The following is a 23,521-nucleotide window of genomic DNA, read 5'->3' as shown; positions in this document are numbered from 1 at the left end:
AATACTTACAGCGACTGTCCATACCCTTCTCATTCATTTCGTTCGTATTTTCCAATTTTGTTACCGAAACTCGTTGCTCCGCGATTCGCGATATGGCAGGATTCACGGTACGTTCTAGGGGCGCGTGAATATGGCCGACGGCAGTGCAATCGAGTGGACAGATGCGACGTGGAATCCCGTCACGGGTTGTACGAAGATTACTGCCGGCTGCGACAACTGCTATGCCGCCCGCTTCTCCGAGCGGTGGCGCGGTATCCCTGGGCACCCATTTGAGTATGGCTTCGATCTGACCCTCCGCCCCGAGCGTCTGGCACAGCCGCTTGCTTGGAAGCGGTCGCGGATGATCTTCGTCAATTCGATGAGCGACTTATTCCACAAAGAGGTGCCACGGGTCTTCATCGATCAGGTCTTCGACACGATGGAGAAGGCGGATTGGCACGTCTTCCAAGTGCTGACGAAACGCAGTTCGCTGATGCGCAACTATCTCAAGCGCCGCTACCGTGACGTCGCACCGCCCGCTCACATCTGGCTCGGAGTTTCTGTCGAAGACAGCAAGTCGAGCGCTCGTATCACGCACCTGCGTGATGCACCTGCCGGCGTCCGCTTCCTCTCGGTTGAACCACTGATTGGTTCAGTTGGGAAAGTCGATCTTACGGGGATTCATTGGGTTATCGCTGGCGGAGAGAGTGGACCGGGTGCCCGGCCGATGGCGATCGAGTGGGCGCGCGAGATCCGCGACCTGTGTGCAGAACAGGGGGTCGCCTTCTTCTTTAAGCAATGGGGCGGCATCCGCCCGAAGACCGGCGGGCGCAATCTCGACGGACGTGAATGGAACGAGCTACCGGTTTCCGTGGCGTCGCGCGCCGCATAACGATGGACATTCCTGGACCGGACGAGATCAACGACGCCGCTGAGGCCCAACCGAGACAAACCCGACATGGCCGATGTGGAAAGAACTGAGCATACCTTTGGCGGCGGATGGACCGAGATCAAGCTCAACGCCGTTTCCGATTACCTCAACTTCTACACCCGGGCGCTTCAAGCGAGCCCGTCGCCAACCAACCCCTTCGAAACTTGGTACATCGACGCATTCGCCGGAACAGGTGACCGCACAATCGAAAGCAAGTCTGGCGGCCTTTTCGGCCAAGGGTCAGGCGTCATGGAGCGAGTCCGCCTCGAGGGTTCCGCGCGCCGTGCAATCGCCGTCGATCCGCCGTTCCGCCATCTCGTCTTCATCGAGAAGGATGAGCAACGCTTCGCCGCCCTCGAGCGGGTGAAGTCCGACTTCCCCTACCGCGACATCCGATGCGTACCCGGGGACGCGAACGACGAATTGCGCAGGATCTTCTCGAACATTCCGTGGACGCAGCCAGGCCGAAGCGGCCTTCAGCGCGCCGTGGTATTCCTCGACCCTTATGGCATGTCGGTCCGATGGGAGACTTTGCGGTATCTGGCGGACACCCAGCGCGCGGATGTCTGGTATCTCTTCCCGCTCCACGCCGCCCTTCGCCAGCTGAGCCATGACCATGCCGCTCTCGACGCGGGCAAAAGAGCCGCGCTCAACGAGATTTTCGGCACCGCTGACTGGGAACAGCACTTCTACCAGTACAGCCCCAAATCCGCCGATCTTTTCGACTTCGCTGCACCGGCAAGCCCGAGCCGAAATGCCGACCCGGACAAGGTCGAAAGATTTGCAGCTGAGCGCCTGCGCTCTATATTTAGCTTCGTATCCGAGCCGATCCTGATCATGACCCGGCACAAGCTGCGTCAGTTTTCGCTCTTCCTACTTAGCGGGAACCCCAACGAACGAGCGGTGTCGCTGATCCGAAAGGGCGTCGCCGCCCAGGTCAAGAAGTTTGGAGGGCGAACGCTGCCATTTAGCCGGTCACGATGACGTAAACCGCGTATCTTGGATTAGCGATTAAAAAGCGCGAAGCAGGATGGTGGTCTGCACCGCCGACATCCGATATCCGGGGTTCATCGCTGAAAGCCGATTGTCGCGAATGTCCAACAGAGCCGACTGACGGACGACCGAGCGCGTCCATGCCATGTCCGCTATCTGGAGGCTGAAAAATTCGCCTGAGCGGCTAAGAAGGGTCGGCCTACTCTGAAGCGTTCTACCTGTGGCCATCATGGCCTTAGGAGACGTGTCATGGGATTGTCAGAATTTGATCCCGCCGCTCGCGAGCGAGTATCTTGGAACGCCGGACGCAAGGTGGGGGCGAAGCGCGCGCTCAAACCCCGTCAGATCTGGGCCGTCCGTTTCTTCCTCGACCAGCATGGACGCATTCGGGATCGGGCCCTCTTTGATCTCGCCATCGATAGCAAGCTGCGCGGCTGCGACCTGGTGAAGATTAGAATCAGCGACATTGTTTGTGATAGGAAAATTCGAACGCGAGCCACCGTGGTTCAGCAAAAGACCGGAAGGCCAGTTCAGTTTGAGCTGATGGACGATGCTCGCGCCAGCCTCCTCAAGTGGCTCGAACTCCGGGGTGGATCCCTGGAGGACTACGCCTTCCCCAGCCGCACCGACCACGCGGCCCACATCAGCACACGGCAATATGCCCGCCTTGTCGATGAGTGGGTCACAGGAATTGGCTTACCCAGTGAGGATTATGGCACCCACTCTCTCCGGCGGACCAAGGCATCGATCATCTACAAGGCGACCGGAAATCTCCGGGCCGTCCAGATCCTGCTCGGGCACACGAAGATTGAAAGCACAGTGAGATACCTGGGTGTGGATGTCGAGGACGCCCTCACGTTGGCAGAGGGCACAGAAATCTGAGATTGCCTGGCTCCTTACCCTCGCGAGGAGCCAGGACCTATATCGCGTCGGCTCTGCGCCCCTTCTGACCCTTCAAGGAGAAAATGTCCGTTCCTGAAAGCGGACGTTACGAGTCACGCGTGCTTGTCAGTTCGCAGGGCCACCTGCATTTCGAACGACGCCCATCGCCTTGGTCATGCGCAAGAGAAAACGACACGCTCAGTTGAATGGCATTCGACCTGTGTGAAGTATTCTACCTGCGTCGACGATGCATATAATCTCTCCCTTCGTCCTCAATCCCCGGCCAGGATCATGTCGGCAGCCTTTTCCGCGATCATGATGATCGTCGCGTTGGGGTCGCCGGTGGTGATGCGCGGCATGACCGATCCATCGACGACCCGCAGCCCCTCCATCCCATGTACCTGCAGCCGCGCATCCACGACAGCAAGCGCATCTTGCCCCATGCGGCAGGTTCCGACCGCTTCATAATTGACGTTGCAGGTGCTGCGGAAAAAAGCGTCCAGATCAGCGTCGCTCACGCAGGCATTGCCGGGCGCATATTCCTGTCCCCGAAAACGGGCATAGGCGGGCTGCGCCAAAATCTCTCGCGCGATCCGGATGCCCCGGCGCAGTGCATCCCGATCCCGTTCCTCTGCGAGATAATTGGCATTTATGAGCGGCTGGTCCGTGGGATCCGCGGAGCGCAGTTTCAATTCGCCCCGGCTTTCCGGCCGGGTGAGGATCACCAGCTTGGTGAAGCCATGCTCGCGCACCGGCCTGCCACCCGCGCCCAGCAGCATCGGGAGGTAATAATATTTGAGATCGAGTTCGTCATGCCCCGGCGCACCCGAGCGCAGATAGGCAACCGCATCGGTGCCGCTGTTCGCCAGCGGGCCGCCGCGCGTAACCATGTAGCGCAAGGCCGCCGCTGCCATGCGCGCCGGGCTGGTCGCGAATTTATAGTCGGAGACAGGCTCAGGACAGCCGATCTGGACCTGCGTGCCGATATGGTCATGCAGATTCTGGCCGACGCCCTTAAGGTCGACGACGGTGCTGATCCCCAGCGATGTCAGATGATCGCCTTCGCCGATGCCGGACAGCATCAGCAACTGGGCGGACTGGAATGTGCCCCCGCTCACGATCACCTCTCGGGCGGCGTGGACCTGGCGGATTTCCTTGCCCTGCCGATATTCGACTCCCACCGCGCGCTGGCCCCGCAGCAGCAGCCGGGTCACAGTCGCCCTCGTCTGGACGGTGAGATTGCGCCGCCCCCCGACCGGATGCAGATAGGCAACGGCGGTGCTCATCCGACGGCCGTTGCGGATGGTATGTTCAGAGGGCCCAAATCCTTCTGGCACCGCGCCATTATGATCGTCGCTATAGGGATAGCCAGCCTGCTGCGCGGCTTCGATCCACGCCCGCTGGCCGGAGTTGCGGATCTCCGCGCGCGTCACCGGTAAGGGGCCGCTGCCGCCATGGAAATGGTCTTCGCCATGGGCACTGCACTCGGCGCGCCTGAAATAGGGGAGCACCTCTTCATAGGACCAGCCGCTGTTGCCGAGGCTCGCCCAATGGTCGAAAATCTCGGGACTGCCACGGCTGTAGCACATGCCGTTGATGGAACTGCTACCGCCAAGCACCTTGCCGCGCGCATCAGCCAAAACGCGATTGTCGAGATGCCGCTGCGGCGTGGTCTGATAGTGCCAGCTTGCCATCCCACCTTGCAGCATCGGGAAGAAACCGGCTGGAATATGGATCAGGGGGTTGCGATCGCGCCCGCCCGCTTCGAGGAGGAGGACCTGAACGTGCGGATCGGCGGAAAGCCGGTTGGCAAGGACGCATCCCGCCGATCCCGCGCCCACGATGATATAGTCAAATTCTGTGCCTGATTGCATGCGGTCGCTCCAAGAGGAGAGGAATGGAAATGCGGGGGAAAGCGGGCGCTATAGGGTGTGTGGTAGCAGGGCGACGGCCTTGATCTCGACGATCGAGCCGGGATGGCCCAGCGCGCTGACGCCAATCGCAGTCCAGCAGGTGTTCCCGCCCTGCATGAACGCGGACTTCGCGGCTATGAAACCGTCCATGTGCGCGGGATAGCCGACATGGAAAGAGGTGAGATCCACGATATCGCCAGCACCGCATCCATGGCGGCGCAGAACCTCCCCCAGCGCGGCGAAGGCCAGCTCATACTGGCGGGACGGATCGGGCGGTACGCTGCCGTCGACCTCTATGCCGATCTGGCCTGAGCAGAATAGGATGCGGCCAGCGATGCGTGCCTCGCAATAACCATAGCTGGCGGCGGCATCGGTATCGGACATGTCTTCCCTCTCCTTTTTTCCGTGACCTGCGGGCGCCGGGCGCGATCAGCGACGGCAGCGCCATCGTATAGCTCGGACACAAACACTACACAATGTCTTGTTTGTGCAGAAACTCTGTGTCAGCATGCAAAGAATCAGGAGTGATAAGCCGAACCGGCTACGCAAAGAGAGGGAAATGTCATGATGTTACGGCGTTTATCGCGCAATTTGTTGCTTTCTGGCGCGGCGTTAAGCGCGATTTGCGGTACGGCCGGGGCGGCGGAACCGCAGGCGGAAAAGCCGGTTGTTCAGGCCGATGCTCAACTCGGCACCATTGTCGTGACTGCGCGGCGGACGCGCGAAAATATTCAGGAAACGCCAGTGGCCGTGACCGCCCTGACCGGCGAAATGCTGGACAAGCTTAATATCCGCGATGTGGTGGCGACGGCGCAATTCACTCCGAATCTCGGCATCAGCGCGCAGCCCGCGTCGATCACCGCCGCGTCGGTGTTCATTCGCGGCATCGGCAACGCGTCGCCTAGTGCAGTGTCGGAACAGGGCGTCGGCATCTATCTCGACGGCGTCTATATCGCGCGATCAGCGGGGGCGATCTTTGACCTGGTCGATCTGGAGCGCATCGAAGTGCTGCGCGGCCCCCAGGGTACGCTGTTCGGACGCAACAGTGTGGGCGGCGCGATCCAACTCGTAAGCCGCAAGCCCACCGACGATCCGGGCTTTGAGGGGAAAGCGGGTTATGGCACGTTCGACGACTGGTTCGCGCGCGCGCGGTTCGACACCGGCCTGATCGGCAACATGCCGATCAAAGCTACGGTCTCCTACATGCATCGGCAGAAAAACGGCTATTTTGACAATAGTCTGGCTCCGTCGAGCAAGGACCCCGGCGCCCTCAACAGCGATGCCGTCACCGCTGCTGTCCAAGGTGATTTCGGCAAGCTAACCGTCAATTACGGTTTCGATTATAATGTCCGTGAAGGCGCCCCGACCTTCTTCCAGGTCATCAATGCAACAGATGATGTTCGTACCTATTATGGAAGTTCCCAGGCTCTCGGCGGTTCAGCATTTCAGATCGGGCCAGAAGGACTGCGCCGGGGTGAACAACAACCGGCCATGGACCTCAATGGTAACCCAACCTTCAGCGTCAAGGCGCGGGTCTACGGCCATGCCCTGACGCTCAATTATCAGCTTATGCCCGCCCTCGCGATCAAATCGATCACGGCCTATCGCGCCTATCGCCAGGATGGCGCCAACGGCCTGTCGGGCAACGGACAGTTGCTTGGCTTCACCTTGAGCCCGCTGCTGTTCGTCGACGGCACCGTCCTGCCCACCGGAGTCCAGCCGGTGACGCCCTATGACGGCTACACTACGCAGCGTCAGCGTCAGTTTTCTCAGGAAGTGCAGTTGCTGGGCGAAGCCGGGGCGTTCAAATATGTCGGCGGCGCCTTCTATTTTCATGAAAAGTCATCCGAAGCCAATTATCAACAGTTGACCTTCGTGCTTCCCGGGGGCGATGCGGGTGTAAATCTTTCGCCACTCCAGGCATTTCATGGAAAGGCACGTTCCTATGCCGTTTTCGGCCAGCTCAGCTATTCGCCAAGCAGCGATCTGGAACTGACCGGCGGCGCTCGTTATACAAAGGACAGGAAATGGCTGACGCTTGCCGGTGATGTGCAGCCCAACCTCGATGGTCAGGTATCCTATAATAACTTCTCTTGGCTGATCTCCGCCAATTACAAGCTGCGTCAGGACTTGATGACCTATGCCCGCGTATCGAGCGGCTACCGCGCGGGCGGCATCAATCCGTCCGCTTCGGAGATCAACATCTTCGCGCCGGAAAAGGCCATATCGTATGAAGCCGGCGTGAAGGCCGAATGGTTTGATCGCCGCTTGCGCACCAATCTGTCGGCCTTCTATGTGGATTATAAAAATCTGCAGATCCCGCAATTTCTGGCGGGTACCGGCGGGGCAACATCGACCATCGCCAATGCAGGTCGCGTCGCCTATCGCGGGGTGGAAGCCGAACTCACCGCCGTCCCTGTCCCTGGCCTGACGATCGATGGTTCGGTTGGCTATACCTCACCCAAATATAAGAGCTATCTCTACCGCGATCCCATCACCGACGCGGTGATCAACGTCGCCTCCGAAGCACGCATGTCACAGACCGCCAAGTTAAACACCCATGTTGGCGCGCAATATGACCACGAATTCGGCATCGGCACTTTGTCGCTGCGTGCCGACTATTCCTATCGCAGCACCGTCTACTGGTTCACGCTGGACCGGGTCAATCCCTTCAATCGCGATATCCGATCACGCCCGGACCATAATCTGCGCGCCCGTGTCTCGCTGAGCGATATCGCGGTCGGCGGTGGCAGGCTGGACCTGGGCTTCTGGGGCGACAATCTGACCAACGACCGCAATATCGATTTCGGCATCGACTTCGGCAGTCTTGGCTATGGCAGCGCCTCCTTCAAGAAGAAGCGGACTTTCGGCGTGGACGCAAAGCTCAGCTATTGACGCTCTACCGGGACGGGGCCGCGCTCATCGCGGCCCCTCATGCTTCGCAACCGGCAATGAGCAGGTCGACAAGTTGGCGCACATAGGCATCGGACGGCTGGTCCTTGGCGATCACGATCAGGCCCGCGATCGAAGTGAACAGGGTCGTGATCACCATCAGCGTGTTCACTTCCGCACGGATCTTGCCCTCTTGCTTGGCGACATCGAGTGGGCCGACCATCTCTTCGGCGATCGCGCGCCACTGGCGCAGCGTTTCCTCATTCACGAAGCCGGAGCCGAGATGGGCGACCAAGCCGTTGATGGCGATTTCGTCGGGCCGCGCCGAAAAGTCGCGAAAGGCGATGGCAATGACCTGCAGATGCTCGCGCCAGTCGGCACGCGGTTTCACCCGAAAGGTCGCATTATGCGCCGTCAGCGCTTCGACGATCAACGCTTCGCGCGTGGCCCAGCGGGCGTAAAGGGTCGAGCGCGCAATGCCGGCCTGCTCCGCGACGTCCTGCATCGTGAACTCGATCTCGCCGTTCTTGATGAACTGCAAGACGGTGGCGGCAACCGTCTGCCTGACCCTTTCCGTGCGCCCACCAGGGCGAATGCTGCCGCGTGTCATGCGCCCTCTTATCGAGCCGCGGCCAACAGACTCAAGAGCAAATCGCCCGATGCCACGGGTAATCGGAATGAAGGAAATACATGGTGAAGTACGGCGAAGGCAGTGTCCCCCTTGGCTCGGATCCGTGGGGGGTGATGGTGGTTCTGTCCGTCATCGGCTTCCTCCTGATTGGTGGCATGCTGACGTCGCTCACCGTCTATATGTCTGTCATGCAGCCCCTGTTCCGCTGGGGTGAAGCCGAAATGGGCGCCGGGCCGGTGGCGCTGCTGCTCGGCATGAGCGCGGGCAATCTGTTCGTTGGCCGGGCGATGCGGGCAGTCGGCGTCCAGAGGCTGTTCGCCCTTGGGGCTGGCATGGCGGTTTGCGGCTGGGTCGCGGCAGGCTTCACCGGGACTTTAACGTTCTTCATGGCGGCGATGGCGCTGGCGGGCCTTGGCGTCGGCATGGCCACGATCGTGCCGGGCATCGCGGTCATCTCGCAGAGCTTCCACCGGCACAGGGGGCTGGCCATCGCGCTCTTCATCGGCGGTTGCGCGCTTGCCAGTGCGACCATGCCGATGATCAGCGGGCGGCTTATCGAGGCATTGGGCTGGCGCGAGACATTCTGGACCATCGGTGCGGCGGCGGGCCTGATATGTACAGGGGTGGTGTATCTCCTTCCGTGCAGCCGATGCGGCGCCTCCGACGGAGACGGTGCGGAGAACCTCGGCCTGACAAGAGAACAAGCTCTGAGGAAGCCAGGCTACTGGTTGCTGGCCATCGTTCTCACGATCAGCCAATTGTCCTTGAATGCCATCCTCTTCAACCTGATCTCCTATCTTCGGCACAGCGGCTTCGATCAGGCGGACGCGGTCACCGTCTACAGCGTCGCCAATTTCATGAGCCTACCGGGACTCCTGATCGGCGGACTGACCTCCGACCGGATCAGCGCCCGCATCCTCCTTCCCGTCATCCTCGCCTTGCAGGCAGCGGGTACGCTAGCCTTGCTGGGGGTCGGCGGCGACCCTCTGTGGCAGGGCCGGACGGCGATCGCGCTTTTCATCATGCTCTGGGGCAGCGTGGCCGGTTTGCCAGCTCAGGCGGGATCCATGCTGCTGACAGAGATGATCGGCCAGCGCGCCTACCCCGCGATGTTGGGGATCATCTTCACCATTAACGGCTTTGTTGGCGCACTGGCGCCGGTCGCGGTCGGCTGGGCCCATGAGGCAAGCGGGGGCTATGCCCTGCCGGTCTTCTGCCTTGGCACCCTGACCCTGGTGGCGAGCATCGCCTCGCTTTTCTGCCGCAGTGCTCCGTTCGTGGCGGCCATGGCAGCGCGCGCGAACTGACAGAATTTCCCTGGAGATTGAGTAGATGCAGAACAAAGCCGTCTTCGAACGGGGCGAGATTCCGATATCCGCCAGTGGCTGGACCAAGCCGCAAGGTCTCGCGCCCAACTGGCCCGCGCTGACGGAAGCGGTTTCCACCGATGTCGCCGTCATCGGCGCTGGCCTTGCGGGGTCATCCCTCGCGCTGCATCTAGCAGAAGCGGGTATTTCAGTCACCGTGCTGGAGGCACGCCAGCCCGGCTGGGGAGCATCGGGCCGCAACGCCGGGCATGTCCTCCCGATCCTGCGGGACATGCGTGTGTTCCGTCGCTTTCCGGACGAGGGCCGGCGATTTCTGAAGCTGTTCCGCGAACATCACACCATCCCCTTCGATCTGGCTGGCCGCTATGCGATCGACTGCGATGCCGTCCGCTCCGGCTACATCAACGGGATGAAGACCCGGCGGGCCTTTGAAGGATTCCTGCGGGAATTTTCCTATCTGGAAGACCATGGCCTGCAAAAGCTGGTCCGCATGTCAGGAGATGACATGAAGGCCCATACCGGATCGGCCGCCTATCCTTATGGCGTGCTGTTCGAAGATGGCGGCCGTATCAATCCCTATCTCTTCACCAATGGCATGGTCGCAGTGGCCGCCCGGCTCGGGGCGCGTATTCATGGCGATAGCGAGGCGCTGGCGCTGGAGCGGGCAGGTGAGCGCTGGCGCATCCGCACGCGGGCGGGCAGCGTGCTGGCGGATCGCATTGTGTTCTGCACCAATGCCTATCCGACAGGGATCGAACCCGCATTCCGGAAAGCCTTTTATCCGCTGACCGCCTATGCCCTCACCACCAGGCCGCTGCCAGCCGGGGCGCTGGACCATATTCTCCCTGGTGGCGGCACTTTTGCGCAGGCGCCGATCGATCTCAATCCGATGGTCCGTGATCGCCATGGCCGCCTCATCCTCTCATCGATCCCGCGGGTCGGCGGAGCCCATGACGCGTCATGGCATTTCCAGTCACAATTGCGCTGGCTGCATCGCATCTGGCCGGAAACGCGCGGCATGAGAATCGAGATGGAGGATTATTGGACGGGACGGGTTGCCTTGCGGAAGGCGCAGTTCCCCGGCGTGTTCGAGCTTGGCAAAGGCATTTTCGGGCTGATGTATTTCAACGCCTGGGGCAATGTCATGGCGCCCTTGATGGGCAAGATTCTTGCCGACGGACTGGCGCGCGACGACATGGCGAGCTTGCCCTTCCCGGTCGAGCGACCCGAGCATGTGCCCTTCAGCCGCAAATATGAGGTGCTGATCCGCCACATTTTGATCCCGGCTGCGCGGACGGCGCAACGATGGGGTTTCCTCTAGCCGATGATTCTCACGCTTATCTGACGCAGCCAGCGGCGCGAAAGCGCCCAAGGCAGCTGAAATACGGTCAATAGAAAGGATACGGAATATGATGGTTGATATTAGTCCCAAATTGGGGTCCCCCTCGACGGGCGTTGTAATAACCGGCGGAGCATCCGGCCTGGGCTTCGCATCGGCGCGGGCGCTGGCGGCGGTCGGCCGCCCTGTCGTGCTGTGGGACCTGAATGCCGAGCGTGCAGAACAGGCGGCGGCGGAGATCGCGGCGCAGTTCGACGTAGAGACGCTGGGCCTGCGCTGCGACGTGCGCGATCTTCAGGCAATAACCGATTGCGCCGCGGAAACGCTGGCACAAATGCCCGACATCGGAGGGCTAGTTCATTGCGCAGGTGTGGTCGATCAAGAGGGACTGGATGGCCTGACTGAGGAAAGCTGGGACTGCGGTATCGCGGTCCATCTCCGCGCGCTGCCCTTCCTCATAAAGGCGTTCCTACCTGAGTTGGCAAGCCGGCCCGGGTCAGCCATTGTCGCTGCCGCATCGATCAATGCGACGCTCGGCAATGCGATCAACCCTGTCTATACGGCTGGCAAGGGTGGCGTGCTGTCGCTGGTCCGCTCTCTGGCGGACAGGCTGGCGCAGGATGGCATCCGCATTAATTCGCTTTCGCCTGGGCAAATTATAACGCCGATGACCCGCCCGGTCGTCGATGTGCTGGCACCCGGCCATTTTGAAAAGCGTATCCTGCTGGGCCGCATGGGCGAGGCGGAGGAGATCGGGCGCGTGGTCCGTTTCTTGTTGTCGGACGAGGCGAGCTATATCACCGCTGCGCAGATCGTGGTGGATGGGGGAAATATCTCTTCCCAGCGCTGAACCGGCGGTGCCGAGCAGCGCGCACTTTCCACTTGCGTCGTCTAGCCCAGGCTGGGCGCGGCACGGCCGGGTCATCTGCCGGGGCATGGCATCCGTTCTGAAACTCTTGTTTCTAAGCCGATAGGCGGGAATCGGCCAGCCTTGGCCCCCAGATGAAAAAGCAGACCGACCGGACCTCGCGACGGAAAAATGGCGCCTGAGCGTCCAGGAAGGGTCGGGAGGCGACACGCGCCAACGGCAGCTTTCATCACATGCCAGCCCCGAACCGGACGTTCACCTATCGGCCAGTTTCGGACAACAAAATTAATTCTTCGATTGTGATCCCTCAGGGCGTTCTCGGGCAGTCAATTGGCTGCTGGACATCATCTTTGGGTCTGTTCACAATAGCAGTATGCCACGGGTTTCCGATGCCTGTGGGGATGCTTGTGGTATTGAATGTGGGAAAACAGCACACTGATGGAGAAAATCGCAGGAATTCCGGGCTCAATCACCTCGGGTTATTAATCCCTCCCTCTCCGCCATTTGCTTTCAGGATAGGTCAGGCTCTCAGGGCCGCCGCAAGGTCAGTGTGACGCGCAGGCCGGGGTCGTTATCCGCCAGCGTCACGGTACCGTGGTGCAGCCGCGCCACCGCTTCCACCAGCGACAGGCCCAGGCCCGATCCGGGTTTGCTGCGTGCGGGGTCGAGACGGCCGAAGCGCTTGAGCGCGGCGGCATGGCTATTCGCCGGGATGCCGGGGCCATTGTCGGTGACCTCGATCAGCAGATGGCCATCCTCCAGCGCAGCGCTGAGGCCGATGCCATCGCCGCCCTGCGCGTAATAAAGCGCATTTTCGATGAGATTGGCGAGCGACTGGCTCACCAGTTCGCGATGCAGCGGAAAAATCAGCGATTCAGGTGCGTTGACGCTAAGAGCGAAGCCGCTGTCCTCGATCAGCGGGCCATAGACCTCCGCCACGTCGCGCAACAGGTCGCCAATGTCGGTGTCGCGCAGCAGGTCGCCGCCGAAGCCCGCCTCGGTCCGGCTGATGAGCAGGGCGGTGGTCAGCATGGAGCGCAGCGTCTGCGCCTCCTGATGCACCTTCTCCAGCGCGTCGAGCGCGGTGTCGTCGCGGGTCTGGGCGCTTGCCTGCTCCACCACGGAGATCAGGCGCGTCACCGGCGATTTGAGATCGTGCGCCAAACCGTCGGTCATCATCCGCAACTGCGTCACCAGCGCGTCGATCCTTTCCAGCATGGCGTTGATCGATTGGCCCAGCCGGTCGAAGGCGTCGCCGCTGCCGTCGGTGGGCACGCGGCTGTCCAGCGCGCCGACCGCGACATCGTTGGCCGTCTGGGCGATGTCCGATACCTGCCGCGCCAATATGCGGCCCAACATGATGGAAATGGCCAACGCCAGTACCAGGCTGATGATGAAGGCGACGCTCAGTGCCTCTTCATAGATGCGCGCCAGTTGCAGGCTGTTGGAAATGACCATGCCGGTCAGCAGCTGATCGCCATTGTTCAGCCGGATGGCGATCACGCCGATCGGCTCCGGCTCATCGCGGCCGACGCGGTAGAGCGACATGATCTGCCAGCGCCCGTCGGCGGGAAGGCTGGCGGGCCAGGCGCCCAGATTGCCGGCGATGGAATGTCCGGCCGCATCGGTGAGGAGTAGCACGGCGCGCTCGCCCTCGACGCTGCGGAAACGGCGGGCAATCTCCCCGCGCAGCGCCGCCGTGCCGCCCTCCCGATAGAGCGCGGTCAGGTCGTCGCGGGCATCCTCCACGGCCTGCCGGTCGGCAGCGACCACGGTGCGCTGGCTTGCCTGCTGCACGAACAGCAGCACGCCCCCCGTCACCAGGAACTGGCAGAGAAAAGCCAGGCCGACGAATCGCCCGATGGTCGATCGGGCAAAGCCGAACCAGCGACGAGTGCCTTTGGCGGCCGCATCCCCGGATGGCGAAAAAGCGGCGTCCCTTTTTCCGCGCAATGCCCCGGATGCGTCAGTTCTCGGGGCCAAGCCGATACCCCATGCCGCGCACCGTATGCAGCATCGGCTTGTCTCCGCCTTCGTCCAGTTTGCGGCGCAGGCGGCTGACATGCACGTCGATGACGTTCGTGCCGGGATCGAAATGATAATCCCACACACCCTCGAGCAGCATGGTGCGCGTCACCACCTGATCGGGATGGCGCAGGAAGAATTCCAGCAGGCGGAATTCGCGCGGTTGCAGGTCGATGGTCCGGTTGCCCCGCTTCACCCGGCGGGAGAGCAGGTCCATTTCCAGATCGTCATGACGCAGATGGGTGACGACCGTGCTGCCGCTGCCGCCCCGGCGCAGCAACAGTTGCACGCGCGCCAGCAGTTCGGCGAAGGCGAAGGGTTTCACCAGATAATCGTCGGCGCCATTGGTCAGACCCTCCACCCGGTCCTCCGGCGTGCCGAGGGCTGACAGGATGATGACCGGTGTTTCGATCCCCGCCGCGCGCAGGGCCTTCAGCATCGCCATGCCGTCCATGGCGGGCATCATCCGGTCGAGGATGATCGCGCCATAGCTGCCGTCGCTGGCCAGGAACAAGCCGTCACGGCCATTATCCGCCTGGTCGACGGTGAAGCCCGCCTCGCCGACGCCCTTGGCGATGTAGGCGGCGGTGGCGGCGTCGTCTTCCACCACCAAGATCTTGTGGCTCATCGTCCCCTTTCCGGCCGGTCGAGCATCACCACGCGCAGTTGATCCGCATGTTTCAGCCCCAGCGCTATCCGTGGCTGGGGATGGTGTAACAGATAGCTGCTGGCTTGATCCAGAGAGCTTATCGGCGTGCCGTTCAGGCTGACCACGCCGTCGCCGACGCTGATGCCCAGGCGCGCGGCCTCGCCGCCGGTTTCCATGCTGGTGACGATGACGCCCGGATGGGCGTCGGTCAGGGTGACGCCGGGCAGGGCGCGCGCCTGGGCTGCGGCCGCCTCCAGATGGCCGTCCGTGGCGTGGCGGACGTGGAGGAAGAAGGCGCCGCTCATCAGCAGCGCGCACAGGGCAAGGCAAGCGAGCAGCAGTCCGGTCGCATAATTGTCGATCGAGCGCTTCGCCATCGGCCTCACTCCCCCGCGCGGAATGCACCGGGGAGGGATGACGGGAGCCCATCCTTCCCCGGTCGTGCTGGCGTCAGGCCGGTTTCGGCGCGGGCTTGGCCTTCATCGCATGATGCGCCGCCATCTTGTGGTGCCGCGCGGCGCTCTTGTGATGATGCGTGGCCATCTTGCGATGGGAGCGCATGGCCGTGTGGTGCATCGCCGTATGATGCATCGTGGCGTGCGAAGAGCCCATGCATTCGTCCGTCACGCTTTTGGAGCATGGCGGATAGGATTTGGGCGCGCTGGGGGCCGGTTGGGCCATGGCGGCCGTGCCCAATCCCAGGGCGACGAGAGGGAAGATCAGATATTTCATGGATCATCTCCTTCACTTTCCGGCGTCGGATGGCCGGGATCGCCGGGCCTTCCGCTGCCGGATGAAGGATGATGCGCGTGACGGATGAAGTCATGTTAAGCTTTGTTCATGCCCCGGACGGAATGGGCGGCTTGTCCTGCGCCACGGCGACGCGGCCACTGCGTTCCAGCTTGCCCCAGCCCACCACCCAGCCACCGATGGCCGAGGCGATGGCGCGCACCACCACCCAATACATGATCTGGCGGTAGACGAAGCGCTGCGCCACCAGCAGATGCGGCGGATAGCGCACGTCGCGATTGTCGAGCGCATAGGCGACCCAGCCGCAGGCGACGTCGATGCCGGTAAAGACCAGCCAGTAAAGGCCCATCATCCACACATCATGGCTGGTCTGCGCCCAGCCATGCTGATGCACGCGGACGGCGGTGCCGATGATCGAGGTGACGAGCGCCAGATCGATCAACGGGGAAATCGCCGCGAACAGGATCTGGAACAGCCAGGCCTGCGGCATCCCCACCAGCGCCAGCCCGGTCGGCCGCCGTTCGCGCAGGATGCGGCGGTGCTTCCACAGGCATTGCAGCGTGCCGAAGGCCCAGCGATAGCGCTGCTTGGCAAGCGCCTTGAAGCTTTCGGGCGCTTCGGTCCAGGCGACCGCCTCGGGATCGTAAGTGACGCGCCAGCCCGCGCGCTGGATCGCGATGGTCAGGTCCTGATCCTCCGCCAGCGTGTTTTCCGGATAGCCGCCGACCGCGTCCAGCGCCGCGCGGCGCCAGGCGCCGACCGCACCGGGCACCACCGTCATGGCGTCGAACCCAGCGAGCGCGCGGCGCTCCAGATTTTGCGCCGTGATATATTCGACCGCCTGCCAGCGGGTGACGAGATTGATCCGGTTGCCCACCCGCGCATCGCCCGCGACCGCGCCGATGGCGGGGTCCGCAAACCAGCGGGCGAGGCGGCGAATGGTCTGCGGCTCGAACTGGGTGTCGGCGTCAAGGGCGATGACGATCTCGCCGCTGGCTTCCTTCAGCGCCCGGTTGAGCGCCGCCGCCTTGCCGCCATTGGCCAGCGTCAGCAGCGTCACGCGCGGATCGCCGGCAAAGGCGCGCCGGACGATGGCGCTGGTTTCATCCTTCGACCCGTCATCCGCGACGATCAGTTGCAGCGCGGGATAATCGCTCGCCAGCACGCGGCGGACCGATGCCTCGATCACCCGCGCTTCATTATAGGCGGGGATGATGACCGAGACGGTCGGTTGATGCTCCGGCGGCACGATCCGTTCGCGCCGCTCCTGGATCCAGGCGAGCAGCGTCATCAGCACGGCGCGGGCCAGCCCCAGGGTGATCGCGACATAGAAGATCCAGCCCAGCAGCGCGCTGACGAGGGCCAGGATCACGAACACGCCGACATCGACCCGCACCGCCAGCAGATCCCCGGCCTTGACCGGCGGCATCGCGGCCTGCCGCGGCAGCCCGGCCAGCTGCGACACCGGCACGAAGCTGTAGCCCTCCGCCCGCAATTGCGTGATGATGCGCGGCAGCGCCTCCACCGTCTGCGCCCGGTCGCCGCCGCCATCGTGCAGCAGGATGATATTTTCGGACCGGTCGTCCGCCACATTATGCACCTGCTCGATCACCTGACGGATGATCGCATCGGTGCCGGGGCGCTGCCAGTCATTGGGGTCGACGTGCAGGCCGACGACGGTGTAGCCCAGCTTCTGCGCCGCCAGCGCCGGTCCCAGTTCGTCCGCCGTGGTCGGCTCCGCATCGCCGAAATAGGGCGCGCGGAACAACCGCATGCCGTGTCCGGTATAGGCCTGCACCAACCGCTGCGTGGCGTTGAGCTGGAGGCGCGTGCCATCGTCCGACCAAGTGGCGAGGTTGGGATGGTCGTAGGTGTGGTTGCCGATTTCATCCCCGTCCGCGACGATCCGCTGGAGCAGGCCCGGATGTTCGAGCGCATTTTCCCCGATGACGAAGAAGGTCGCGGGCGTATGCATCCGTTCCAGCACGTTCAGGATCCGGGGCGTCCAGGTCGGGTCCGGGCCGTCGTCGAAGGTCAGCGCCAGCATTTTGGGATGCTGCCCCCCGGTGCGCTGCACCTGGTAAGGGGTGGGCAGCGTGCCGTAGCTTTCCCGTTCGATGACGTTCTGCGGGCCGAAGGCGATGGCGCGACGGCCTTCGGTCGGCGTGGCGGTGATCCGCAGGATTTCGCCCGATCCCTCGACATCGGTATCGAGCGTGCTCGCCACCCGGCTGAGATTCGGGCGGCCGCCATTGCGCCAGGCGGTGAGGTCGGACCAGACGCCGGGGTCCTCGCTGCCGAGCCGCCAGAGGGCGATGCTCTGGATGCCCAGGCGCTTGAGCACCAGCAGCTCGTTCCAGGTCGCGGCGGCATCCAGCATCCAGATCTGATGGCGCTGCCCTGCCTCGTCATAGGCGAAGCCCGCATTGCCGCTGGCCATGTCGTAGACCGGAGGAGCGTCGCTGTCATGCGCGGCAAGCCAGGCTTCGTCCAGCGACAGCGCATCGGCGGTGCCGCCATGCCAGTCATAGGCATAGCTGCCGAGCGCGACGACGATATGGTTGGCGCCGATCGCGCGCTGGGCCTCCCTCACCTCCCGCGTGAACCAGTCCTGCGCGGCGATCGGGCCGGGCTGGCCGCTTTGCCAATGCTGGTCATAGGCCATCAGGATCACCCGGTCGGCGGCGGCGGAAAATCGGGCGAGCGGCCATTCTTCCTGATCCGCTGGCACGGTGACGGCCAGCTTGGCCCCCGCGGGAAGCTGGGTGCGCAGCAGGCGGAGGAAGCGCAGATAGGCGGGCATGGCGCTGCCCGGCAGGGATTCGAAGTCCATGACCAGCCCCGCTTCGCGGCGACGGGCGACATAGGCGCCCAGCTGCCCGGCCAGTGCCTTGCTGGCGACGGGATCACGCAGCACCCGCTCCGCGCCCGTCCCGTTCCAGCTGTCCGCGCCCAGATTCTGTACCATGGGCAGCACCTTGGGCGGGCGTGGCATGGCGGCGATCATCCGGTCGAAGGTCGGATCGCTGGCATAATGGATGGGCTCGCCGGGCCCGGCCACGTTGACCAGCGCGGGGACGACCCAGTCGAGCTGTCCGACATTGCGGCGAAGCGAGGCGATGCTGTTTTCCGTGCCCGGCACATAGAAGCCGATATTCAGCGGCTTGGCCTGTCCATGGGCCTTGCCCCAGTGCGGCAGCCATTTGGCGATGCCGCGGCGCAAATTGGACAGGCCCGACAGGCGTGCGGCATGGGGCTGGGGCAGCGGCAGGGCGAGGTCGCGTTCCGACGGCACGGCCACCAATGTGGAGGCAAAGGCGATGGCGGCGACCAGAATGGCGAGCAGTCCGCCGGCCAGGATGCGCCGCGCCCAAAGCCCCCGGCGGCCAGTGGGGTCGAAGAAAATCGGTCTGCTCATCATGCTTACCCCTGTGATGGAGCCGCCTTTACGCCCTGCCGGATACCGGGCCGATGGGCCGTTCATGAATTATTGGTCATGATCGCGGGACGATGCGGCGTGCCACATTGGGGACAAGCTTTTCTCGCCGGCTCATCAGATATGCTTGAGCGAAAATTCTCTACCGATAAAATAGATAGAACCGTCTCGATTCGGCAGGGAGAAAATGGATGTGGCGCTCGGCAATCGGTCGGCATTGGAGTCGGTTGAGCGACGCCATGAAGCGCGAATTGCTGCGCGATCCCGAACGCATCCTGCTGGAGCGGGGTCCGGACGCCGTCGCGCCGCAGCCGGAGAAGGCCGCGAGCCCCGAACGCTCCTACGAATTGAGCTGAAACCGCCGGGTGGTCTTGCGACCGCTGCTCTGCCTCCCAATATCGTCCCCATCTTGCCGGACGGGCGGCGTCGCTCTCCGTTTCACGATCTTTGGGAGATCCTATGTCAGTTGCTGCCCGCGCGGTCACGCGCGCCGTCGATCCGCTTTTCCTCGAACGCTGGTCGCCGCGCGCCTTCGATTCCTCCGCGATCCCGCAGGCGGATCTCGATACGATCTTCGACGCGGGGCGCTGGGCGCCTTCGGCCTTCAACTATCAGCCCTGGCGTTTCCTCTACGCCCATCGCGATGGCGCGGACTGGAATCGCTTTCTGGAATTGCTGATTCCGGCCAATCAGGACTGGGTGCGGAACGCGTCCGTCCTGATCTTCATCCTGTCCGACACGCTGCTGGTGCGCGACAGCGTGGAAGACGCCAAACCGCTCTACAGCCACAGCTTCGACGCGGGCGCGGCCTGGGCGCTGATGGCGTTGCAGGCGACGCGGCTCGGCTATCACAGTCATGGCATGACCGGCGTGGATTTCGACAAGGCGCGGGCCGAACTGGCCGTGCCCGACCGTTTCCGGATCGAGGCCGCCGTGGCCATCGGCCGCATCGCCGACAAGGCGATCCTGCCCGAAGCGCTCCAGGCGCGCGAAATGCCGAGCGGCCGCAAGGACATTGCCGACTTCACCATGGCGGGCAATTTCAGGGCATGAAGAGGCAGGCGGGGCGTCTGAAGCGTCCCGCCCCTCAGATCCGCGCCAGCGCCGTGGCGGTGGCATCCATCGTCCCGGGCTCCTGATCGCCGGTCAGCGCATAGGACATGTCGCCCCGCCGCCAATAGGCGACCGATTGCGCGCCCTCGCGCACGGCGTCGGGCTGTTCGGGCGCATGGGTCTTTTCATGCACGGCGAAGATCGTCATCCGGTTCCCCCGATCGGTGCGGACCGCCATCAGCAGCGCCGGTTCCTTGTCGGTCGGGAACAACTGGACATCGGTGACGTGCCAGCCATCGGGCAATTGCGGCATGGCGATGCGGGTGTTGAGCGCGATCTCGCGGGCGTCGAACTTCGGCGTTTCGACCTGCGACTCCATGACGGCGCGCATCATCGCGATCCGGTGCGACGCCACCGCGAAATTGACATAGGCCGGCGGGTGCTGGACGCCCACCGTCCAGACCGCCAGCCCCGCCGCGAGGCTGCTCGCCACCAGGCCCGCGGGCATCAGGCGGCGCCATCGGCGTTTCTGCGCCGGGGCCAGCCCCTCGGCCTTTGCCATCATGTCGCCCGGAATCGGTCGCCGGTCGTGGCTCAGCAGGCGGAGCGCGCTGCGCGTGCTGAGGTCGCCCATGACCCGCGCGGCCAATGCAGGCTGGCGCGAGAGATGGGTTTCGACCACGAAGCGGCGCTCCGCATCCAGTTCGCCGTCGATATAGGCATCGATTTCCACATCGGTCGGACGGTCAGTCATCGCTTCCTCCTATCAGCCGGAGGCCGGACGCCTCCTGCTGCCCCTGTTCCCGGTTCCGCAGCGCGGCCCGCGCCCGTGCCAGCCGCGACATCACCGTGCCCACCGGCACGCCCAGCGTTTCCGCCGCCTGCTGGTAACTCAACCCTTCGATCGCGGTGAGGTGCAGCACCGCCCGATGATGTTCCGACAAGGCGGCGAATTGCCGCGCAATCTCCGCCAGCCGGGCATGTTCCTCCTGCTCCGGTTCCAACTGGTCGATCAGGGTTTCGGCAAAGCGGCTGTTGCGCCGGGCTTCCGACGCTTCGCGCCGCTTGGCGGAGAAGAAGACATTGTGCACGATCGCCAGCAACCAGCGGCGGCGGCTGCGGCCCTGCCGATAGGTCGCCTGCCGTTCGATGGCGCGCAGCAGCGCGTCCTGCACGACATCGTCGGCATCCTGGTTGTCGCGGGTCAGCGAGCGGGCATAGCGCCGCATCGCGGCCAGATCGTCCCGGATATCGGGATCTTCGTCCATCACCACCTCATGCGGCCTGCACGGCCGGCGTGGCAAGCGGGATCTGAAGGACATCGGCGTAGCTGCGCACCACTTCCTCCAGCACATCGTCCCATTGGTGGCGCGCCGCCGCCGTCGCGGCGGCCGCGCCCAGCGCAGCACGGCGATGGGGCTGGCGGACCAGCATGGCCGCCACCGCCGCATAGGCCCCGGCATCCTTGGCGGGGACCAGCATGCCGGTGCGGCCGTCGTCGATCAGGGCGGCGGCGCTGGGCACATCGGCGGAAATGACGGCAAGGCCCGACGCCATCGCCTCCAGATTGACATTGCCGAAGGCTTCCGTGACCGAAGGGTTGATCAGCATGTCGGCGCTGGCGACGGCGCGGCCCAGCGCCTCGCCCGCCAGATGGCCCATGAAAGTGGCGTTGGGCAGCCGTTGCGCCAGCCAGTTGCGCGCGGGTCCGTCACCGACGATGAGCGGCCGCACCGTCAGCCCGCGCGCGCGCACGGCATCGATGGCATCGGCAAAGACGCCCAACCCCTTTTCCAGCACCAGCCGCCCGAAGAAAAGCGGCACCATATCCTCGGCCGTGTAGCCCAGGCTGGCGCGGAAGCCCGGGTCGCGCAGCCCCGGACGGAAGCGGGCCGGATCGATGCCGCGTCCCCAGATGGCGGCGCGATCCGCCCCGAAGCGCGCGCCCATTTCCCGTGCGATCGGCAAAGTCGGACAAAGGATGCGCGCGCAATCGCCGTAAAAGCGGTCGAGATAGCGGTCGACCGGCCCGCGCAGGAAGGACAGGCGGTAATAATCGAGATAGGTTTCGAAGCGCGTATGCAGGCTGGCGACCACCGGCATGCCCCGTGCAAGCGCATATTTCTGCGCTTGCCGCCCCAGCAGGTCGGGCGCGGAGAGATGGACGATGTCGGGCGCGAAGCTCTCCAAATCCTGCTGGGTGGCGCGGGGGAAGCCCAACGCCACGCGATATTCGGGCCGTCCGGGAATGCTGATCGAGCGGACGGAGCGGACATCGCCCACCGAATCGAACGCTTTGCGCGGGGCGGTCGGCGAATAGATGCGTACCTCCGCCTGCACCCGGTCCAGCAGATAGGCGACCAGTCGGTTCAGTGCCTGATTCGCGCCGTCGCGCACGCAATCGTAATTGCCGGAAAACAGCGCGACCCGCAGGGGGCGCGGCAGGGCGACGGTCAGGGCGGCACGGGACGGGGAAAGGCGGGAGGCAGTGGAACCAGGACCGGCGTGATTGTTCATGACGCCTATACGCCCCCCGACCGGCCATTATTCCTTCTGTCGCTTGGCGTTCAGAAAAAAGCCGGTAACGTCGGCAGCCGATCAAGCAATCGAGGCGCTTTGCCATGCCCTTTTCCCGACGCCGCAAATGGGGCCTGACGCTGGCGGCGCTCATCGCGCTGCTGGCCGGCGCGGCGGCCTATTGCCGACATCTGGGCTATCCCGCCGGGCCGCTGTTCACGCTGGTATCGGCTCCGGCGTCGAACCGCGACGGGACAGTGGCGATCTTCCTGTCGGGCGACATGGGGTTCAATGCGGGCATGGGACCGGTGATCGCCGGACATATGGCGCAGGGCGGTTTGCCGGTGGTGGGCGTCAATTCGCTGACCGCCTTCGCCCGCCGCCGGACGCTGGCGGAAACCGGCGCGCTGGTGGAGCAGGCCGTGCGTCGCGCGCTGGCCCAGCCCGGCGCGCGGCGGCTGGTGCTGGTCGGCCAGTCCTTCGGCGCGAACATGCTGCTGGCGGGCGTGGAGCGCCTGCCGCCCGCCCTGCGTTCGCGAGTCGCCATGGTCGCGCTGATCGTGCCCGCCGACACCATGCTGTTCCGCGCAACGCCGGGCGGGGTGTTCGACTTCACCGATGACGGTCCCGCCCGGCCTGCGGCGCGGCGGCTCGACTGGGCGCCGGTATTGTGCATCCATGGGGTGGAGGAAAGTGGCAGCCTCTGTCCCGGCTGGCACCAGTCCAACGTGCATGTCGTTGCCCTGCCCGGCGGCCATTTCCTGCGTGACGATTCGGCACTGGTCGCCGCCACTGTGCTACGCGCGGCAAACATTGCCAAAAATTCAGAATATGCAGAGCGGCGCGCAATGTAAGCTGGCCTAAAGCAGAATGATCGTTCCTGAAAGGGTGGTCATATGAGGTTGGGGAGGCTTTGGATCGCAGGTGCGTGCCTGGCATGCGCCGCGCCCGCGCTGGCGGCGAAGGTGCCTGCCGCGCCGCCCGAGGGGCTGTGGCTCGGCCCGCATAATAATGTCGCGGTGCGCACCGGCCCGTGCGGCGAGCGGCTGTGCGGCTGGGTCGTCTGGGCCGACCGCGAGGCGCAGGACGATGCCCGCGACGGGGGCACGGCCCGGCTGATCGGCACCGAATTGCTGGAGGATTACCGCGCCGACGGCAAGAATGAGTGGCGCGGCACCGTTTTCGTCCCCGACATGGGCCGCCGCTTCAGTTCGCAGATCAGCCAGTTGTCGCTTGGCCAGATGCGGGTCAAGGGCTGCATATTGGGCGGCCTGCTCTGCAAGTCGCAAACATGGACCCGGATAGAACGGGTGCCGGGGACCTGACGGAGGCAAG

The 23,521-nt window shown here is 63.9% G+C and carries 22 protein-coding genes; 11 read left to right on the top strand and 11 right to left on the bottom strand.

Annotated features, from left to right (window positions below; translation table 11 throughout):
• Positions 1–130 precede the first annotated feature (130 nt).
• The 3 genes from F7P65_RS01850 to F7P65_RS01840 all read left to right on the top strand — a co-directional run bounded on the left by F7P65_RS01850 (position 131) and on the right by F7P65_RS01840 (position 2,785).
• Complete coding sequence (locus tag F7P65_RS01850) at positions 131–871, top strand: DUF5131 family protein (RefSeq protein ID WP_150290045.1); 741 nt, start codon at positions 131–133, stop codon at positions 869–871.
• Positions 872–937: 66 nt separating this feature from the next.
• Positions 938–1,894: a three-Cys-motif partner protein TcmP gene (gene tcmP / locus F7P65_RS01845; RefSeq protein ID WP_150290044.1), complete on the top strand. Its 957-nt coding sequence runs from the start codon at positions 938–940 to the stop codon at positions 1,892–1,894.
• Positions 1,895–2,152: 258 nt separating this feature from the next.
• Complete coding sequence (locus F7P65_RS01840) at positions 2,153–2,785, top strand: tyrosine-type recombinase/integrase (RefSeq protein ID WP_150290043.1); 633 nt, start codon at positions 2,153–2,155, stop codon at positions 2,783–2,785.
• Positions 2,786–3,057: 272 nt separating this feature from the next.
• Here F7P65_RS01840 and F7P65_RS01835 read toward each other — a convergent pair whose 3' ends face one another.
• Together F7P65_RS01835 and F7P65_RS01830 are read right to left on the bottom strand one after the other, a co-directional pair.
• Positions 3,058–4,659 (bottom strand): GMC family oxidoreductase, encoded by a 1,602-nt coding sequence (locus tag F7P65_RS01835; protein WP_150290042.1) that lies wholly within the window; start codon positions 4,657–4,659, stop codon positions 3,058–3,060.
• 48 nt (positions 4,660–4,707) lie between these two features.
• A complete protein-coding gene (locus F7P65_RS01830; RefSeq protein ID WP_150290041.1) occupies positions 4,708–5,082 on the bottom strand; it encodes a RidA family protein in 375 nt (124 codons plus the stop codon).
• 180 nt (positions 5,083–5,262) lie between these two features.
• Here F7P65_RS01830 and F7P65_RS01825 point away from each other — a divergent pair, with 180 nt between their 5' ends.
• A complete protein-coding gene (locus tag F7P65_RS01825; protein ID WP_240334163.1) occupies positions 5,263–7,593 on the top strand; it encodes a TonB-dependent receptor in 2,331 nt (776 codons plus the stop codon).
• Positions 7,594–7,630: 37 nt separating this feature from the next.
• On the opposite strand, the gene F7P65_RS01820 is transcribed toward F7P65_RS01825, so the two are convergent.
• Positions 7,631–8,200 (bottom strand): TetR/AcrR family transcriptional regulator, encoded by a 570-nt coding sequence (locus F7P65_RS01820; protein ID WP_150290040.1) that lies wholly within the window; start codon positions 8,198–8,200, stop codon positions 7,631–7,633.
• 80 nt (positions 8,201–8,280) lie between these two features.
• Between F7P65_RS01820 and F7P65_RS01815 the strand changes: the two genes are divergently transcribed.
• The 3 genes from F7P65_RS01815 to F7P65_RS01805 all read left to right on the top strand — a co-directional run bounded on the left by F7P65_RS01815 (position 8,281) and on the right by F7P65_RS01805 (position 11,738).
• The gene (locus tag F7P65_RS01815; protein ID WP_150290039.1) at positions 8,281–9,528 is read left to right on the top strand and encodes an MFS transporter; all 1,248 of its coding nucleotides are present in this window, start codon (positions 8,281–8,283) and stop codon (positions 9,526–9,528) included.
• A gap of 25 nt (positions 9,529–9,553) precedes the next feature.
• Positions 9,554–10,870, top strand: a complete 1,317-nt coding sequence (locus F7P65_RS01810; protein WP_240334162.1) for an NAD(P)/FAD-dependent oxidoreductase — start codon at positions 9,554–9,556, stop codon at positions 10,868–10,870.
• Between the two features lie 88 nt (positions 10,871–10,958).
• On the top strand, positions 10,959–11,738 hold the full coding sequence (locus F7P65_RS01805) for an SDR family NAD(P)-dependent oxidoreductase (RefSeq protein ID WP_150290038.1): 780 nt from the start codon (positions 10,959–10,961) through the stop codon (positions 11,736–11,738).
• Positions 11,739–12,284: 546 nt separating this feature from the next.
• Here F7P65_RS01805 and F7P65_RS01800 read toward each other — a convergent pair.
• The 5 genes from F7P65_RS01800 to F7P65_RS01780 all read right to left on the bottom strand — a co-directional run bounded on the left by F7P65_RS01800 (position 12,285) and on the right by F7P65_RS01780 (position 18,598).
• The gene (locus tag F7P65_RS01800; protein WP_150290215.1) at positions 12,285–13,577 is read right to left on the bottom strand and encodes an ATP-binding protein; all 1,293 of its coding nucleotides are present in this window, start codon (positions 13,575–13,577) and stop codon (positions 12,285–12,287) included.
• Between the two features lie 145 nt (positions 13,578–13,722).
• A complete protein-coding gene (locus tag F7P65_RS01795) occupies positions 13,723–14,409 on the bottom strand; it encodes a winged helix-turn-helix domain-containing protein (protein WP_150290037.1) in 687 nt (228 codons plus the stop codon).
• Entirely contained in the window at positions 14,406–14,807 is a 402-nt protein-coding gene (locus tag F7P65_RS01790) for a PDZ domain-containing protein (protein WP_150290036.1), read from the bottom strand. Before F7P65_RS01790 ends, F7P65_RS01795 begins: the two co-directional genes overlap by 4 nt.
• A gap of 73 nt (positions 14,808–14,880) precedes the next feature.
• Positions 14,881–15,162, bottom strand: a complete 282-nt coding sequence (locus tag F7P65_RS01785) for a hypothetical protein (RefSeq protein ID WP_150290035.1) — start codon at positions 15,160–15,162, stop codon at positions 14,881–14,883.
• A 106-nt stretch (positions 15,163–15,268) separates the two neighbouring features.
• Complete coding sequence (locus F7P65_RS01780; RefSeq protein ID WP_150290034.1) at positions 15,269–18,598, bottom strand: trifunctional glycoside hydrolase family 18/polysaccharide deacetylase/glycosyltransferase family 2 protein; 3,330 nt, start codon at positions 18,596–18,598, stop codon at positions 15,269–15,271.
• A 209-nt stretch (positions 18,599–18,807) separates the two neighbouring features.
• On the opposite strand from F7P65_RS01780, the gene F7P65_RS21920 reads away from it, so the two are divergent.
• Together F7P65_RS21920 and F7P65_RS01775 are read left to right on the top strand one after the other, a co-directional pair.
• A complete protein-coding gene (locus tag F7P65_RS21920) occupies positions 18,808–18,972 on the top strand; it encodes a hypothetical protein (protein WP_162854513.1) in 165 nt (54 codons plus the stop codon).
• Positions 18,973–19,075: 103 nt separating this feature from the next.
• Positions 19,076–19,669, top strand: a complete 594-nt coding sequence (locus F7P65_RS01775) for a nitroreductase family protein (RefSeq protein ID WP_150290033.1) — start codon at positions 19,076–19,078, stop codon at positions 19,667–19,669.
• A 34-nt stretch (positions 19,670–19,703) separates the two neighbouring features.
• Here F7P65_RS01775 and F7P65_RS01770 read toward each other — a convergent pair whose 3' ends face one another.
• From F7P65_RS01770 to F7P65_RS01760, 3 genes are read right to left on the bottom strand one after another with little or no spacing between them, the layout of a single operon-like run.
• A complete protein-coding gene (locus F7P65_RS01770; RefSeq protein WP_150290032.1) occupies positions 19,704–20,423 on the bottom strand; it encodes an anti-sigma factor family protein in 720 nt (239 codons plus the stop codon).
• Positions 20,416–20,937 carry a sigma-70 family RNA polymerase sigma factor gene (locus F7P65_RS01765; protein WP_150290031.1) on the bottom strand — a complete coding sequence of 174 codons (522 nt, stop codon included), beginning with the start codon at positions 20,935–20,937 and terminating at the stop codon, positions 20,416–20,418. Before F7P65_RS01765 ends, F7P65_RS01770 begins: the two co-directional genes overlap by 8 nt.
• Positions 20,938–20,944: 7 nt before the next feature.
• Positions 20,945–22,186 carry a glycosyltransferase family 4 protein gene (locus tag F7P65_RS01760; RefSeq protein WP_150290030.1) on the bottom strand — a complete coding sequence of 414 codons (1,242 nt, stop codon included), beginning with the start codon at positions 22,184–22,186 and terminating at the stop codon, positions 20,945–20,947.
• Between the two features lie 104 nt (positions 22,187–22,290).
• On the opposite strand from F7P65_RS01760, the gene F7P65_RS01755 reads away from it, so the two are divergent.
• Positions 22,291–23,040: a virulence factor gene (locus tag F7P65_RS01755; protein WP_240334159.1), complete on the top strand. Its 750-nt coding sequence runs from the start codon at positions 22,291–22,293 to the stop codon at positions 23,038–23,040.
• A gap of 42 nt (positions 23,041–23,082) precedes the next feature.
• The gene (locus F7P65_RS01750) at positions 23,083–23,511 is read left to right on the top strand and encodes a DUF2147 domain-containing protein (RefSeq protein ID WP_150290029.1); all 429 of its coding nucleotides are present in this window, start codon (positions 23,083–23,085) and stop codon (positions 23,509–23,511) included.
• The last annotated feature ends 10 nt before the right edge of the window (positions 23,512–23,521 follow it).

This window comes from Sphingobium estronivorans (assembly GCF_008692605.1).
Lineage (GTDB): Bacteria > Pseudomonadota > Alphaproteobacteria > Sphingomonadales > Sphingomonadaceae > Sphingobium > Sphingobium estronivorans.
This window is presented reverse-complemented; position numbering and strand designations above follow the sequence as displayed.

What these genes read in the sequence shown, in the direction of transcription:
- F7P65_RS01850 (WP_150290045.1), top strand. Translation starts at nt 131, where the DNA reads ATGGCCGACGGCAGTGCAATCGAGTGGACAGATGCGACGTGGAATCCC.
- tcmP (WP_150290044.1), top strand. Translation starts at nt 938, where the DNA reads ATGGCCGATGTGGAAAGAACTGAGCATACCTTTGGCGGCGGATGGACC.
- F7P65_RS01840 (WP_150290043.1), top strand. Translation starts at nt 2,153, where the DNA reads ATGGGATTGTCAGAATTTGATCCCGCCGCTCGCGAGCGAGTATCTTGG.
- F7P65_RS01835 (WP_150290042.1), bottom strand. Translation starts at nt 4,659, where the DNA reads ATGCAATCAGGCACAGAATTTGACTATATCATCGTGGGCGCGGGATCG.
- F7P65_RS01830 (WP_150290041.1), bottom strand. Translation starts at nt 5,082, where the DNA reads ATGTCCGATACCGATGCCGCCGCCAGCTATGGTTATTGCGAGGCACGC.
- F7P65_RS01825 (WP_240334163.1), top strand. Translation starts at nt 5,263, where the DNA reads ATGATGTTACGGCGTTTATCGCGCAATTTGTTGCTTTCTGGCGCGGCG.
- F7P65_RS01820 (WP_150290040.1), bottom strand. Translation starts at nt 8,200, where the DNA reads ATGACACGCGGCAGCATTCGCCCTGGTGGGCGCACGGAAAGGGTCAGG.
- F7P65_RS01815 (WP_150290039.1), top strand. Translation starts at nt 8,281, where the DNA reads ATGGTGAAGTACGGCGAAGGCAGTGTCCCCCTTGGCTCGGATCCGTGG.
- F7P65_RS01810 (WP_240334162.1), top strand. Translation starts at nt 9,554, where the DNA reads ATGCAGAACAAAGCCGTCTTCGAACGGGGCGAGATTCCGATATCCGCC.
- F7P65_RS01805 (WP_150290038.1), top strand. Translation starts at nt 10,959, where the DNA reads ATGATGGTTGATATTAGTCCCAAATTGGGGTCCCCCTCGACGGGCGTT.
- F7P65_RS01795 (WP_150290037.1), bottom strand. Translation starts at nt 14,409, where the DNA reads ATGAGCCACAAGATCTTGGTGGTGGAAGACGACGCCGCCACCGCCGCC.
- F7P65_RS01790 (WP_150290036.1), bottom strand. Translation starts at nt 14,807, where the DNA reads ATGGCGAAGCGCTCGATCGACAATTATGCGACCGGACTGCTGCTCGCT.
- F7P65_RS01785 (WP_150290035.1), bottom strand. Translation starts at nt 15,162, where the DNA reads ATGAAATATCTGATCTTCCCTCTCGTCGCCCTGGGATTGGGCACGGCC.
- F7P65_RS01780 (WP_150290034.1), bottom strand. Translation starts at nt 18,598, where the DNA reads ATGAGCAGACCGATTTTCTTCGACCCCACTGGCCGCCGGGGGCTTTGG.
- F7P65_RS21920 (WP_162854513.1), top strand. Translation starts at nt 18,808, where the DNA reads ATGTGGCGCTCGGCAATCGGTCGGCATTGGAGTCGGTTGAGCGACGCC.
- F7P65_RS01775 (WP_150290033.1), top strand. Translation starts at nt 19,076, where the DNA reads ATGTCAGTTGCTGCCCGCGCGGTCACGCGCGCCGTCGATCCGCTTTTC.
- F7P65_RS01770 (WP_150290032.1), bottom strand. Translation starts at nt 20,423, where the DNA reads ATGACTGACCGTCCGACCGATGTGGAAATCGATGCCTATATCGACGGC.
- F7P65_RS01765 (WP_150290031.1), bottom strand. Translation starts at nt 20,937, where the DNA reads ATGGACGAAGATCCCGATATCCGGGACGATCTGGCCGCGATGCGGCGC.
- F7P65_RS01760 (WP_150290030.1), bottom strand. Translation starts at nt 22,186, where the DNA reads ATGAACAATCACGCCGGTCCTGGTTCCACTGCCTCCCGCCTTTCCCCG.
- F7P65_RS01755 (WP_240334159.1), top strand. Translation starts at nt 22,291, where the DNA reads ATGCCCTTTTCCCGACGCCGCAAATGGGGCCTGACGCTGGCGGCGCTC.
- F7P65_RS01750 (WP_150290029.1), top strand. Translation starts at nt 23,083, where the DNA reads ATGAGGTTGGGGAGGCTTTGGATCGCAGGTGCGTGCCTGGCATGCGCC.